A 13,236-nucleotide genomic window follows, 5' to 3' on the forward strand; every position below is an offset into this window, starting at 1 on the left:
TATACAGAATCATCCCGCGGGGTCGAGGCCCTTGGCAGGACCCCGGCGGGAGCTCAGGAAAGGGCAGTCCGATGACCCAAAACAATGCAGCCAGCGGGAACAACGCAGTAGTCGAGGTCCCCACACTGGTGGTCGGCGGCGGCATCGCCGGCCTGGCCACCGCACTGGGCCTGGGCCGCAAGGGGCGGCCGGTGCATGTGATCGAGCGCGCGCCGGAGTTCGGCGAGGTCGGCGCCGGCATCCAGCTGGCCCCGAACGCGATGGCTGTCCTGGACGAGCTCGGCGTGCTGGACGAGGTCATGAAGGACGCCGTGCTGCCGCAGAAGAAGCGCTACATGGACGCGGTGACCGGCAAGGAGATCGCGACGATCGACCTCGGCCCCGAGTTCGTGGCGCACTACGGCTACCACTACATCGTCACGCACCGCGCCGACCTGCACTCCGCCCTGCTCAAGGGCTGCCAGGAGAACGAGTTCGTGACCCTGGAGAACAACCGCACCGTGCTGCGCGCCGAGAACCTGGACGGCGGCAAGGCCCAGGTTGTCACCGAGGACGGCACCACCTACCTCGCCGACGCCGTTATCGGCGCCGACGGCCTGCGTTCGGCCATCCGCCCGCTGATCGTCGAGGACCAGACCGTCCCGTCCGAGTACGTCGCCTACCGCGGCACCGTGCCGATCGAGACCGTCCCGGCCGAGGCCGTCGAAACCCCGATGGTCCTGTGCTGGCTGGGCCCGCACATGCACCTGATCCAGTACCCCCTGCGCGGCGGCAAGCTGTACAACAACGTGGCGGTCTTCCGCTCCGACTTCTACTCCCCCGACCACGAAAACTGGGGCACCGAGGAGGAGCTGGACGCGCGCTTCGGCATCTGCTGCGAGCAGGTCCAGGAGGCCGGCAAGTACCTCAACCGCGAGATCCGCTGGCCGATGTACGACCGCGAGCCGGTCAAGACCTGGACCGAGGGAAGCGTTTCGCTGATCGGCGACGCCGCGCACCCGATGCTGCAGTACCTGGCCCAGGGCGGCGCCCAGTCCCTCGACGATTCGCTGGCCATGGTCGACGCGATCACCACCGAGCCGGACGCGCAGGCCGCCTTCAAGTCCTTCGAGGCTCGCCGCGTCGAGCACACCGGCAACATCCAGCGCCTGGCCCGCGTGGCCGGGGAGCTGTTCCACATCGACGGCATCGGCCGCGAGCTGCGCAACAACTCCTTCAAGGACCACGTGCCCACCGACTACCAGAACCTCGACTGGATGTTCATGCCGCTGCGCAAGGCGCCGGAGGCCCGCACCTACCCGATCTGACCCCCACCGGACCACACCCCCGGAACTTTGCTCACTCCCGGGCAGTCTTTCCGACAATAGTGCTCGCCTGCGGTGGGTGTTTCGAAAATAGTGCGCGGCCCCGTCCGCGCGGCTGACGCAGAACGACGGCGGACACGGAACGACGGCGGCACGCACGTGCCGCCGTCGTTCTGCGTTGGCAGGCCGAACCGGTCAGCCCGGCCGCACCGCCGGCACGGAGGACGCTGCGGCGGCAACCGGCGCCGCGGCCGCCAATGCAGCGTGCTACTCGATACCCGCTCCGAGCATTTCGGGCACCTCGGGGATCGGCCGCAGGTGTTCACCAAGCACGCGAACGGCCGCTTCGATATCGTGATCGGCCAGGGCCTGCAGAATGGCCTGGTGCTGGCTGGTCGTGATGTGCCGGAGAGATTCCCCGGCGATGCGCGCCTGGGCCAGGGAACTGCGCTCGTGCAGTGGGCGAAGAGTGTCATACATCTGGACAAGGAGGGCATTGCCGCTTGCCTCGACGCCGGCGCGGTGGAACGCGATGTCCAGCTGGCCGTATTCGATGTAGTCGTCGCGGGTCTGAAGCTCCCTAAAGTCAACCATGAGGTCCAGGGCGCGGCGCATCGCGTCGGGTACTCCCGCGCGACGCGCACAGAGCTGGCGCAGGGCGTGGGATTCGATCGCGAAGCGGACGTCGAACACCTCGTAGAGCTCGGTGGCGCTCAGCCCGCGGACTTGGGCGCCGCGGCGGGGGACCAGGTTGACGTACCCCTCCCCCGCGAGGCGGTGGAAAGCCTCCCGGACCGGCGTCCGGGAGAGGCCCGTCGCCTCGCAGACCGTCACCTCTTCCACAAATTTTCCCGCCGAAAGGGAGCCGTTCATTATTTCGGACCGCAGCCATTCGTAGGCCCGGTCAACCGCCGTTTTCCCCACGCCTGCTCCTTCACTCGAGGCCCCAGCTTGCATCACCCGCCGTAGAAAATAAACGGCCTACACCATTGACTAGGGGCCCATCTTATAAATATCGTTCACACTCATGTTACACACTCCACGTATACATGAGGTATCTAAAACGATGAAGGGGTTGTTGGGATGAAAGTCAGCATCGCGCAGTTGGACTCGACGGACGACGTGGAGCGGAACCTCGCCCGCATCGAGGAGATGGCGGCGACCGCCGCCGGGCAGGACGCCGACCTGGTGGTGTTTCCCGAGTTCGCCATGTACGACCTGCCGCAGCCCGACCACCGCTTCGTGGAGGTCGCCGAGCCACTGGATGGGCCCTTCACGCAGGCGCTTCGCCGGACGGCGGCGCGCCACGGCGTGGCGATCGTCGCCGGCATGCTGGAGTCGATCGAGGGCGAGGACCGCGCCCACAACACGCTCTACGTTGCAGGCCCCAACGGGGAGTACCTGGCGCACTACCGCAAGGTCCACCTGTATGACGCGTTTATGGCCAAGGAATCGGACCTCATCCGCCCCTCCGAAGCGGACGGCCCGGTGCTGTTCGAGGTCGCGGGCACGACGGTGGGGCTAAGCACCTGCTACGACATCCGTTTCCCGGAAAGCAGCCGCGAACTGGCCGCCGCGGGCGCGGACCTGATCGTGCTGGCCGCCTCTTGGGTTCCGGGCCCGCGGAAGGAGGACCACCTGCACGTCCTCGGCCGCGCCCGCGCGATCGAGAACACCGTCTACTTCCTGACCGCCTGCCAGGCCCCGCCGATCTCGACCGGGGGAAGCGTGCTGCTCGACCCGATGGGCGTGGTGGTCGGGGAACTGGGCGAGAAGCCCGAGGTGCGCACCTTCGAGGTGGACAAGGAGAGGATCGCGGCGGTGCGCCGGGTCAACCCGTGCCTCACGGACCGCCGCTTCGAGGTCCGCCGCCTTGCCACGGCCGGGGTGGTGGACTGATGTTCCTCCTCGGCCCCGTCCCCGACCTCCTGCCCGACGCCCTCGTCTCCCGGGCGGGCGGCATCGCCTCGTCCACCATCGGCCACATGCGCGACCACGGCTTCGCCCACGGACTGGCCGCGCTCACCGGCGCCAACCGCGCGGTCGGCACCGCATTCACCGTGCGCCTGCCGGACCTGGACTCGACCATGCTCCACTACGCGGTCGACCGCATCGAACCCGGCCACGTCCTGGTGATCGACGCCGGAGGCCGCACGGACCGGGCTTGCGCCGGGGCGATGGTCGCCTTCGCGGCCCTGCACCGCGGGGCCGCCGCCATCGTGGTCGACGGCATGGCCACGGACCTGCCCGACCTGGTCGAGTTCGGGATCCCGGTCTTCGCCAGGGGCATCAGCCCGCGCACCACCAGGGTGCTGGGCGTCGAGGGCGCGATGAACGTCCCCGTCTCCGTGGCCGGTGCGGCCGTCGAGCCCGGCATGCTCGTGATCGCCGACCAGGACGGCGTCGCCTTCCTCTCCGCGGCGGATTTCGAGGCCGTCGCCGACCGCGCGGAGAAGGCCCAGCAGATCGAGCCCGGCGTTAAGGAAGCCGTCCTGGCCGGCAAGCTCCTCTCGGAACTCTCGGGGGCCGCCGACCTGGTCCACCAGAAGGCCGTCCACCTGTCCTGACCCGCCCCGCCCCGCCCCGCCACCGCCCTCTCCCCAACCAATCAGGAGCACCCATGAACAAGTCCCGTTCCCTCGCCGCCGCGCTCGCCCTCGGACTCTCCGGCGCCCTCGCCCTCACCGGATGCGGCTCGCAGGAACCCGCCGCGTCCGCCGCGCCCGTCGACTACGACTGCGCCAATCCCTCGCCGGTCGGCCAGCCCATTCCCGTCACGTTCGCCGCCAACGCGATCGTCAGCAACGGGGCCGTCTACGCGGGCCTGAAGGAGGGGTTCTTCAAGGAGCACGGGCTCGAGATCGAGATCCAGCCGGTGGCCAACGTCTCGGCCGCAATCTCCTCGGTGCAGGGAGGCACGACCGACTTCGGCTTCGCCACCTCCGTCTCGCTGTTCCAGGCCGTCGACAGCGGCGTCCCGATCTCGGTCGTCGCCCCCTTCGCCGGCATCGCCCCGAACTACTACGAGAACATGAAGAACGGAGTCAAGGGATACACCACCGAGGTCACCGCCCTCGTCGCGGCCCCGGGCTCCGGCATCAAGTCGCCCGCCGACCTCGCCGGACGCACCGTTGCCGTGGCCGACGCGCGCGGCCAGTCCGAACTGACGACCCGCTTCGTCATCAATGAGGCCGGGGCGGATGCCGATTCGGTGAACTACACCGTCATGGCCTTCCCCGACTCGCTCAACGCATTCAAGGCCGGCCAGGTTGACGCGATCTTCACCGTCGACCCGTTCCTGTCCCAGGCCGTCGCCGCCGGCGGGGAGGTCATCTCCTGGCCCGGCGTCGAGACCTTCCACGAGGGCCCCACCTCGGCCATCATCTCCTCCAACAAGTTCATCGAGTCCGCCCCGCAGACCGTCGCCCGGTTCACCTGCGCCATCCAGGAGTCGAACGAATTCGCCAACGAGAACCCCGACGCCGTCCGCGAGGCGACGGCCGTGGCGCAGGGCGTGGAGGCGGCAACCCTCGCGACGGCCACCGTCCCTTACTTCTATTCCACCGCCGACCTCGCCGGATTCGAGCGCTTCGCCGGAATCATGCACGACTTCGGGTTCGTCACCAATGAAGTTGACGTCCAGTCCGTCGTCCTGCCCCGCGCCCTTTCCAACGGCTAAGCAACCGTTCCCCTAGAGGAGAAAAATTTCATGCGAGACCCCCGCACCACGGCCCGGCGCCTGCTTCTGGGAGCCCTTGGGATCGGGATCTGGCTCGCCCTATGGCAGTGGTCCACCACCGGTGGACCGCTGTCGGGGACCGCCGGACTGCCACCCGCCACCGACACGCTCGGGGCCACCGCGGCCCTTGCCGCCGACCCGGGATTCTGGAGCACCATCGGCGAGACGCTGGCCATGATGCTCGCCGGACTCCTCGCCGCCGTCGTCCTCGGCGTGGGGCTCGGCATCGCGATGGGCCTTTCCTCCCGCGCCTTTGCCGCCCTGGACCCGACCACCCAGTTCCTCAGGCCCGTCCCGCCCGTGGTCCTGCTCCCGCTGGTCCTGCTCGTCGTCGGGCCCACCAGAACCCTCGGGATCGTGCTCGCCGCCTTCACCGCCGTCTGGCCGATCCTTGTCCAGACCCTCGTGGGAGTGCGCGGGGTGGACCCCGTCGCCCTTGAAACCGTGCGCGCCATGCGACTGCCCTGGCACCTGCGCCAGAGCTCGGTGATCCTGCCCAGCGCCCTGCCCAACATCGCCACCGGCATCAGGATCGCGGCCAGTTCCGCGCTTATGCTCGCCATCGGCGTCGGGCTGCTCGCCGGCGCGCCCGGCCTGGGCCGCTCGATTCTCAACGCGCAGCAGGCCGGCGACGGGACGCTCGTCTTCGCCATCATCATCTGGAGCGGGCTGCTGGGGCTGGCCACCAACACGCTGCTCTCGGCCGGCGAGCGCGCCCTAACCCGCAACCACGGACCCCGCGAGGAGCTCGCCGCATGAAAAACTGGACCAGGGCCGCCCTCGGCCTGGCCGTACCGGCCGCCGCCGTCGCCGGCTACGCGGCCGCCACCACGGCCAACCCCGACCCCTTCTTCCCGCCGATCCCGGTCATGCTCAAGCGGTTCGCTGACCTGTGGCTCTTCGAGCACCTCCCCACGGACGTCGTGCCGAGCCTGCGCAACTTCGCCGCCGGCTACGCGATAGCCCTCACCCTGGGCCTGCTCGCCGGCATCCTCGTCGGACGCATCCGGTGGCTCAAGGAGATGGCCGAACCCCTGATCCACTTCGGCCGCTCCGTGCCACCCATCATGCTCATTCCCCCGCTGGTCCTGGTGCTCGGCATCGGGGATGCGTCGAAAGTCTTCGTCATCGCGCTCGGGGCAGTGTTCCCCGTCCTCCTGACCACGGTCGACGGCATGCGGCAGGTCGACCCCGCCCTCCTGGACATGAGCAGGTCCATCGGGCTCGGCCGCGTCCAGACCCTCCGCCGGATCGTCCTGCCGGCCGCCTCCCCCGCGATCTACGGGGGCGCGCAGACCGGACTGCAGGTGGCCCTCATCCTCATGGTCTCCAGCGAAATGGTCGCCGCCACCCACGGCATCGGATACATGACCATGCAGGCCCAAGCCACCTTCAACGCGCCCAGCGTGTGGGCCGGAATCCTGCTGCTTGCCGTCCTCGGCTTCCTCATCAACGCCGCCTTCACCCTCGTACGCAATCGGGCCCTGGCCTGGCACACCGGCCGCGCCGCCGCCTACGCGGCCGCCTAGAACGAAAGAACCAGGAACATGAACCTCACCGAAAACGACCCCGCCCGCCCGGTCCGCCTGGCCGTCCGCGGCCTGTCCAAGACCTACGGCTCCGGGAGCACCGCGAACAGGGTCCTCGTCGACATCACCCTCGACGTCCACCAGGGCGAGTTCATCTGCCTCGTCGGTCCCTCCGGGGCCGGAAAGACCACCCTGCTCAGGTGCCTCACCAGCCTGATGCCGCCCACCTCGGGCACCGTCGCCCTGGATGGAAAGGTCCTCAACGGACCGAGCGAGCACATCTCGATCGTCTTCCAGGAATACACCCGCTCCCTGCTGCCGTGGATGACCGTCGAGGCGAATATCGCCCTGCCGCTCCAGGCCCGCGGGATGTCCCGGAAGGAAGCCGTTGCCCAGGTGGAGCCCCTCCTGCGCAGCGTCGGGCTGCCCGGCACCGGCCGGAAGTATCCCTGGCAGCTTTCGGGCGGCATGCAGCAGCGCGTCGCGATCGCCCGGGCCCTGATCACCGAGCCCGAGGTGCTCGTCATGGACGAACCCTTCGCCTCCATCGACGCCCAGACCCGCCTTGAACTCGAAGACCTCACCCGCACCCTGCAGCAGGAGCGGAACATGACCGTCGTGCTGGTCACCCACGACATCGACGAAGCCGTCTATCTCGCCGACCGCATCGTCGTGCTCTCCAAGAACCCAGCCACCGTCCAGGAAATCGTCGACGTTGGACTCGGCGACACCCGCGACCAAATCACCACCCGCGAGGACCACCGGTTCGCCGAGCTCCGCTCCCACATCCTGGGCCAGATCCGCGCTGCCCAGATCCGCGGAGCCGTCCGCGTCTAGTCCCCACCAACCCCGGGATCGCCGGCGCCCTCACGCCGGCTCCCGCCCCCAAGGCCCGCCCCACAGAAAGGCATCCCCGCCCATGAGCGCACCATCGACCGGATTCTGGTTCACCGACGCAAGCGTCCCGACCGCCGAAATCGTCGCGAAACTCGGCTTCGACTTCGTTGTCCTCGACGTCGAACACGGCATGTTCGACCTCGCCATCCTCGAACGGTTCATCCCCGCCCTCAAGGGCATGGGACTCGACGTCTACGCCAAGGTCCTCGGCCCCGCCCGCGAACCCATCCAGCAGACCCTCGACTTCGGCTGCGACGGCGTCATCATCCCCCACGTCGAAAGCGCGGCCCACGCGGCGGAGGTCACCGCCTTTTCCAAGTTCCCGCCCCTGGGTCGCCGAAGCCTCGCCGGCGGCCGGACCACCGGCTGGAACCCGCTCACTGACGCATGGATCGCCGAACAGAACTCGACCACCCGCTGCTTCCCGCTCATCGAGGAAGGCACCGCGGTTGACGAGATCCAGCAGATCGCCGCCCTGCCCACCGTCGACGGGATCCAGATCGGCCCCACGGACCTGTCCACCAGCCGCGGCCGCGGCGCGTACGGGCGCACCCCGGCCGACCTCGAGGACTTCGAGAAGTGCATCGACGCCTTCGACCGTGCCGGCAAGCCGTGGATCTTCCCCGCCTGGACACCCTTCGAGCAGGAGTGGGCCCTCTCCAAGCGCTCCCCCATGATCCTGCTCGGCATGCAGTACTACGTCATGCTCGGCGCGCTCACCCAAGCCAAGGAAAGCTTCGACGTCCTCGAAGCCCAGCAGCGGCTGGAAGCGACCACCTAAGACGGAAACGTCCGGCCGAATGCCCAGGCCACTGCGCAAGGCGCCGGCGACCCGCACCTACCCGATCTAACCTCCACCGGACCGCACCCCTCCGGAATTTTGCCCACTTCACGGCAGTGTTCGCGGGATAGTGCTCGCTGTGGGTGGGTGTTTGAAAAATAGTGCGCGGTCCCGTCCGCGCAGCAGAATGACGACGGCGGCACGCACGTGCCGCCGTCGTCGTCCTGCTCTGGCGCCCTGGCCGCACCGGAGCCCGATGGCTATCGGGTAGCCCCTATCTCCCTGGCCATGGGCAGGGAAAGCTAGTCGAGGACGTAGAAATCCAGGTGCACGGCGTCCGGATGGCGCACCCCGGAGCCCACGAGGATCCGCGATCCGAGCCAGGCCCAGCGGCCCTCGGACACCATCCGCGGCACGCAGCGGAAGTAGATGCGCTGCGGATCCACGCTTTCCCCGCGGACCAGCGCGGCGATGTCCTCGGCGGAACCGGCGCGGATCCCGAAGTTGGAGACGTAGATCTTTTCGCCCTCGTCCGTCTCGATGACGTATTTGGCCTCCAGCTCGGTCAGCGTGTCCGACTTCAGGAGCTGGAAGTCCGCGCCCACTGGCAGGACGGTGCCCCTCAGCTCCGGGCCCTCGACCGACCCGCCGGTGATGGGGACGATCCGGCGGAAACCGTCGGGGGTGTCTCCGACCTCGATGGGGCGGGAAACCTCGACCTTTACGGTGGCGAGGTAGGACAGGGCCGGCTGGACACGAGCAGTCATGCCCCGATCCTACGGTGCGGGACGCCTGGCCCCGCACCGAAACACCCTGCTCAGGGGCGCGGCGACGGAAAGGCGATGCGCCGAAGCGCCCCCATGATCGTGGCCCGCTCGCCGGCGGGGATCTCGCCCAGCAGCAATTCCTCGACCCTGCGGACCGATTCCGCGGCCTGCGCGCACAACTGCCGTCCGGCATCGGTTGCCCGAATTGTCCTGGAGCGCCGGTCCGCGGGATCGACTTCCCTCACCACCAGATTCCGGCCCTGGAGCTCGTCGAGAATCGCAACCAGACGGCTGGGGTCCACCTTGAGGGAGGCGGCCAGCTCGCGTTGGGTGAGGCCATACTCGGTGCAGGCCAGCGAGAGGGTCGCGTAGGACTGCCGTTTCAGCCCGAATTCCTCCAGCTGCTCGTCGACAAGCTCCAAGGTGACCAGCTTCGCCCGCGCGATGAGGAACCCGATTTCATCCGTAAGTCCGGAAGCGCGCAGGCTCCGCGTCTCGGTGCTCAGTTCCTCCCGCTGTCCTTCTTGAATCACCTTTACCCCTACTCCGCCGAGCCCCGCTCGCGCTATCGGAAAAGCCGAACACCGCGGGGCGCCACCACTCTGGCACATGGCCCTGCGAGGGAATCACCCTCGCCCCATACGCGTCAATGACCCAAAAGGTATCGAGTCATACCATAATAGCATTTCGCAATCGTTGCAGTAATCAACGGTTGCTGCGAACAATGTTCTCACATGGTGTGAGGAGCGCCACTACCGGCAACCGCCGCGCAGGATCCATTGCCACCATCCATTGCCATCCACGGTGGCCATCCCGGAAGGTCCCCACTTTGCCCATCGATGAAATCAGGCTGCAGACGAACGTTCCCGCGACCATGCGGGACGGAACCGTGCTCCGCGCCGACGTGTACTACCCCAGCAGCAGCGAACCGGTGCCCGTGATCGTCATGCGCCACCCCTACAGCAAGTCCCGGACCCCGACGCTTCGGGACGTGGACATCGTCAAGGTGGTCCAGAGCGGATACATCCTGGTGTTCCAGGACGTCCGGGGCCGCTTCGCCTCCGACGGCTCGTTCGAACCCTCCCTCCACGAGGAGGAGGACGGAACCGACACCGTCCGCTGGGCGGCCCAGCTGCCGGGATCCGACGGGCGGGTGGGCATGTGGGGCTCTTCCTACGGGGCCGAAACGCAGTGGAGCGCGGCCCTCGGCGGACCCGACGAGCTGCTCTCGCTCGTTTCCATCAATCCCCCCTCCCATTCCCAGTTCAATGGTTTCCTCATGCGCCGCGGGGTCCACGAGTTCGGCAGCCGGCTGAACTGGGCCCATGGTTCCATCGCCCTGGAGGAACTGCGGCGGGCCAACGAAGGCACGGACCTCAAGGAGCTCGTGCGGGAATACGCGGTGTCGCAGGAGAAGTTCGACACCCAGGAGATCTACGGGCTGCTCCCCTTCTCGAAGATCCACGAGGAAGAGGAGGGCTTTCTCTCGCTGGCCAGCCGGACGTTCGGGGAACCGGCCGATGCGGACTGGCGCCACGTCAGCAGGACCCATGACCGGTACGGGGAGATCAAGCCGCGGGCATTCATCGTGGGCGGCTGGTTCGACTGCTTCCTTGGTTCAACGCTGTCCCAGTACGAGGGCATGCGCAGCGCCGCGACCGCCGCGGGGAAGCCGGTTCCGCACCTGCTGATCGGTCCCTGGTCGCATCGGGAAAGCGGTGACCGCCTGGGCGACCTCAGCTTCGGTCCGATGGCCAAGGCCGCACTGCCGGGACAGGACGAGGCGCTGACCGGGCAGATCATCCGGTGGTTCGACGCGACCTTGAAGGGCATTGGCGCACCGCTGGAAGCCCTTCCCCCCGTGCGGGTCTTCCTCATGGGGACCAATCGGTGGCTCGGGTTCGAATCCTTCCCTCCCGCCGAGGCCACCACCCAAAGCTGGTTCCTCGGAGCCGGCGCGACGCTCGGTACGGTTCCCGCCGCGCTCGAGGAGCACGTCTCCTACGACTACGATCCCCGCGATCCCGCCCCCACCGTGGGCGGCCCGATCCTCATGGCTCCCGCTTTCCGGGTCGGTCCGGTGGCCCAGAACGAGCTCTACGACCGCGAAGACGTCGTCTCCTTCACCAGCGCCCCGCTGGCCGATCCGCTGCACGTGATCGGGTCGGTCCAGGCCGTGCTCCACGCGGCAACCAGTGCCGTGGACACGGACTTCGTCGTCACGCTTTGCGACGTGTACCCGGACGGTCGATCGATCCTCATCGCCGACGGGATCGTCCGGGTCTCCGAAAGGAACAGCTACACCGACGACGGCGTGTTCAGGCCCGGCGCGCGATCCCTCGTCGAGCCGGACGAGGACCTGGAACTGCGCGTGGACCTGCTCGCGACGGCCCACACCTTCGGCACCGGGCACCGGATCCGCGTGGACGTCACCTCCAGCAACTTCCCCCGATGGGACGTGAACCTCAATACGGGCGCCTCGTTCTACGACAGCGACACCAGCGTGGTCGCCCGGCAAACCCTCAAGTTCGGCGGCCTCCACAAGAGCCGCATCGAACTGCCCGTGGTCCCCGGCGCAACCGTCGCCGAAGCGTCCATCTAACGACCTGCCTACCAACACCCCGCCCCAGATATTCAGAGAGGAATATCCATGGTTCCCCGCAATCTTGTCCTCACCTCGTCCTGCCTGGCCGCCCTGTTGGCCGTCTCGGGATGCGCGTCCTCCTCGTCCGCCGGAACCCAGCAGAGCCAGGACCTGACCCTGGCCGTGGCCAGCGAACCGGTGGGCCTTGACCCGTCCGTTTCCGCCAACGGCAACACCTCCAGCTGGTTCGTCGACCTGGCCTACCAGTCCCTGATCTCCACCGACGAGAACGGCGGGCTGGCCCCCGGGCTGGCCGAGAAGTGGGAATTCATCGGCGACGGCCACAAGCAGCTGAAGGTGACGCTGCGCCCCGGCCTCAAGTTCGCCGACGGCACCGATCTCCGGGCCAAGGACGTCGTGGCCTCCATCGAGTACTTCAAGAAGGGCAGCGGCCCCTCCAGCGTCTACTTCAAGGACCTTGAGCTTGAGGCCGCCTCGGACCTGGAGGTCCTGATCGGCAGCCCGGACGAGAACCCCCTGCTCCCCACCCTCCTCACCCCGAAATACATGGGCGGGGGCATCATCAGCCCCAAGGGCCTGGAGAACCCGGACGCGCTGAACGCCTCCACCTTCGGGGCCGGCCCGTACCAGCTCGACGCGGCCCAGACGGTCAGCGGCGACCAGTACGTGTACGTGGCCAACGAGAACTACTACGACCCCGAAGCGGTCAAGTTCGAGGAAATCACGATCCGCATCATTCCGAACGTCACGTCCCAGGTCCAGGCCCTGAAAACCGGCCAGATCGACCTGATGCAGGGCGACGTCTCCGTCATGTCCGACGTCACGGGCGAATCGAAGCTCTCGGTCACCAGCAGCCCCACCTTCTGGAACGGGCTGTACTTCGCGGACCGGGACGGCAAGGTTTCGCCCGCCCTGGCCGACGAGCGCGTCCGCCAGGCGCTGAACTACGCGATCGACCGCGAGGCCATCGCCAAGGCCGCCTACGGGGAATACGGCAGCGCCGAATCCCAGCCGATGGTCCCCGGGGACCCGACCTTCGGATACGACGAGGAACTCGCCGGCTACTACGCCTACGACCCGGAGAAGGCACGCCAACTGCTGGCCGAGGCCGGCTACGCGGACGGCTTCACCCTCAGCATCCCCTACAAGGCCAGCCAGGCCCCGAGCACCAAGATGGTCCAGTCGATCGCGGCCCAGCTGGAGGAAGTGGGCGTGAAGGTGACGCTGGAACCGGGGGCCAACACCGGCGAGTGGGTCAGCAAGCTCGTCTCCCTGCAGCACGGGGCGTTCCAGCAGGATTCCTCCGGCCGGCCCATGATCCTGGCGACCGAGATGGGTTGGCTCCCGGGCGGCGTCCTGAACCCCTTCAACGTCGACGACGCCGACATCCAGGACGCGTACGACGCCCTGGTCGCGGCGGGCGAGGATCCGGACGGCGCCAAGGCCAAGGAACTGATGCGCGTGCTCGTGGAGAAGGCCATCACGCTTCCGGTCGCGAAGGCAGACGAGATCTTCGTCTACGACAACACCAAGCTGCAGGACATCGACTTCATCGGCGATTCCCCCAAGCTGTCCTACGTCTACGACTGGGAGCCGGCCAATGCGGGCTAACCG

13 protein-coding genes are annotated in these 13,236 nt (G+C 67.8%); 10 read left to right on the forward strand and 3 right to left on the reverse strand.

The window, feature by feature from the left end:
- The first annotated feature begins 71 nt into the window (after positions 1–71).
- The gene (locus tag ABD912_RS01025; protein WP_345147811.1) at positions 72–1,307 is read left to right on the forward strand and encodes an FAD-dependent monooxygenase; all 1,236 of its coding nucleotides are present in this window, start codon (positions 72–74) and stop codon (positions 1,305–1,307) included.
- Positions 1,308–1,571: 264 nt separating this feature from the next.
- Here the strand turns inward: ABD912_RS01025 and ABD912_RS01030 are convergent, their stop codons facing one another.
- The gene (locus tag ABD912_RS01030; protein ID WP_345147813.1) at positions 1,572–2,228 is read right to left on the reverse strand and encodes a GntR family transcriptional regulator; all 657 of its coding nucleotides are present in this window, start codon (positions 2,226–2,228) and stop codon (positions 1,572–1,574) included.
- A gap of 159 nt (positions 2,229–2,387) precedes the next feature.
- Here ABD912_RS01030 and ABD912_RS01035 point away from each other — a divergent pair, with 159 nt between their 5' ends.
- The 7 genes from ABD912_RS01035 (at position 2,388) to ABD912_RS01065 (ending at position 8,250) form a co-directional block, all read left to right on the forward strand.
- Entirely contained in the window at positions 2,388–3,203 is an 816-nt protein-coding gene (locus tag ABD912_RS01035) for a carbon-nitrogen hydrolase family protein (RefSeq protein ID WP_345147815.1), read from the forward strand.
- On the forward strand, positions 3,203–3,871 hold the full coding sequence (locus tag ABD912_RS01040; protein WP_345147817.1) for an RraA family protein: 669 nt from the start codon (positions 3,203–3,205) through the stop codon (positions 3,869–3,871). Before ABD912_RS01035 ends, ABD912_RS01040 begins: the two co-directional genes overlap by 1 nt.
- 53 nt (positions 3,872–3,924) lie before the next feature.
- Positions 3,925–4,983 carry an ABC transporter substrate-binding protein gene (locus ABD912_RS01045; protein ID WP_345147818.1) on the forward strand — a complete coding sequence of 353 codons (1,059 nt, stop codon included), beginning with the start codon at positions 3,925–3,927 and terminating at the stop codon, positions 4,981–4,983.
- 30 nt (positions 4,984–5,013) lie between these two features.
- Entirely contained in the window at positions 5,014–5,802 is a 789-nt protein-coding gene (locus ABD912_RS01050; RefSeq protein WP_345147819.1) for an ABC transporter permease, read from the forward strand.
- A complete protein-coding gene (locus tag ABD912_RS01055; RefSeq protein ID WP_345147820.1) occupies positions 5,799–6,572 on the forward strand; it encodes an ABC transporter permease in 774 nt (257 codons plus the stop codon). Before ABD912_RS01050 ends, ABD912_RS01055 begins: the two co-directional genes overlap by 4 nt.
- A gap of 18 nt (positions 6,573–6,590) precedes the next feature.
- A complete protein-coding gene (locus tag ABD912_RS01060) occupies positions 6,591–7,409 on the forward strand; it encodes an ABC transporter ATP-binding protein (RefSeq protein WP_345147821.1) in 819 nt (272 codons plus the stop codon).
- Between the two features lie 82 nt (positions 7,410–7,491).
- Positions 7,492–8,250 carry an HpcH/HpaI aldolase family protein gene (locus ABD912_RS01065; protein WP_345147822.1) on the forward strand — a complete coding sequence of 253 codons (759 nt, stop codon included), beginning with the start codon at positions 7,492–7,494 and terminating at the stop codon, positions 8,248–8,250.
- A 302-nt stretch (positions 8,251–8,552) separates the two neighbouring features.
- Here ABD912_RS01065 and ABD912_RS01070 read toward each other — a convergent pair whose 3' ends face one another.
- Together ABD912_RS01070 and ABD912_RS01075 are read right to left on the reverse strand one after the other, a co-directional pair.
- Positions 8,553–9,017: a DUF3237 domain-containing protein gene (locus ABD912_RS01070; protein ID WP_345147823.1), complete on the reverse strand. Its 465-nt coding sequence runs from the start codon at positions 9,015–9,017 to the stop codon at positions 8,553–8,555.
- A gap of 50 nt (positions 9,018–9,067) precedes the next feature.
- Positions 9,068–9,550, reverse strand: a complete 483-nt coding sequence (locus tag ABD912_RS01075) for a MarR family winged helix-turn-helix transcriptional regulator (RefSeq protein ID WP_345147824.1) — start codon at positions 9,548–9,550, stop codon at positions 9,068–9,070.
- A 296-nt stretch (positions 9,551–9,846) separates the two neighbouring features.
- Between ABD912_RS01075 and ABD912_RS01080 the strand changes: the two genes are divergently transcribed.
- Together ABD912_RS01080 and ABD912_RS01085 are read left to right on the forward strand one after the other, a co-directional pair.
- Positions 9,847–11,619, forward strand: coding sequence for a CocE/NonD family hydrolase (locus ABD912_RS01080; RefSeq protein ID WP_345147825.1), 1,773 nt, complete (start codon positions 9,847–9,849; stop codon positions 11,617–11,619).
- Positions 11,620–11,667: 48 nt separating this feature from the next.
- Positions 11,668–13,233, forward strand: a complete 1,566-nt coding sequence (locus ABD912_RS01085) for an ABC transporter substrate-binding protein (protein WP_345147826.1) — start codon at positions 11,668–11,670, stop codon at positions 13,231–13,233.
- Positions 13,234–13,236: the final 3 nt, after the last annotated feature.

The sequence above is a fragment of the Arthrobacter ginkgonis genome, assembly GCF_039540195.1.
Classification (GTDB): Bacteria; Actinomycetota; Actinomycetes; order Actinomycetales; family Micrococcaceae; genus Zafaria; species Zafaria ginkgonis.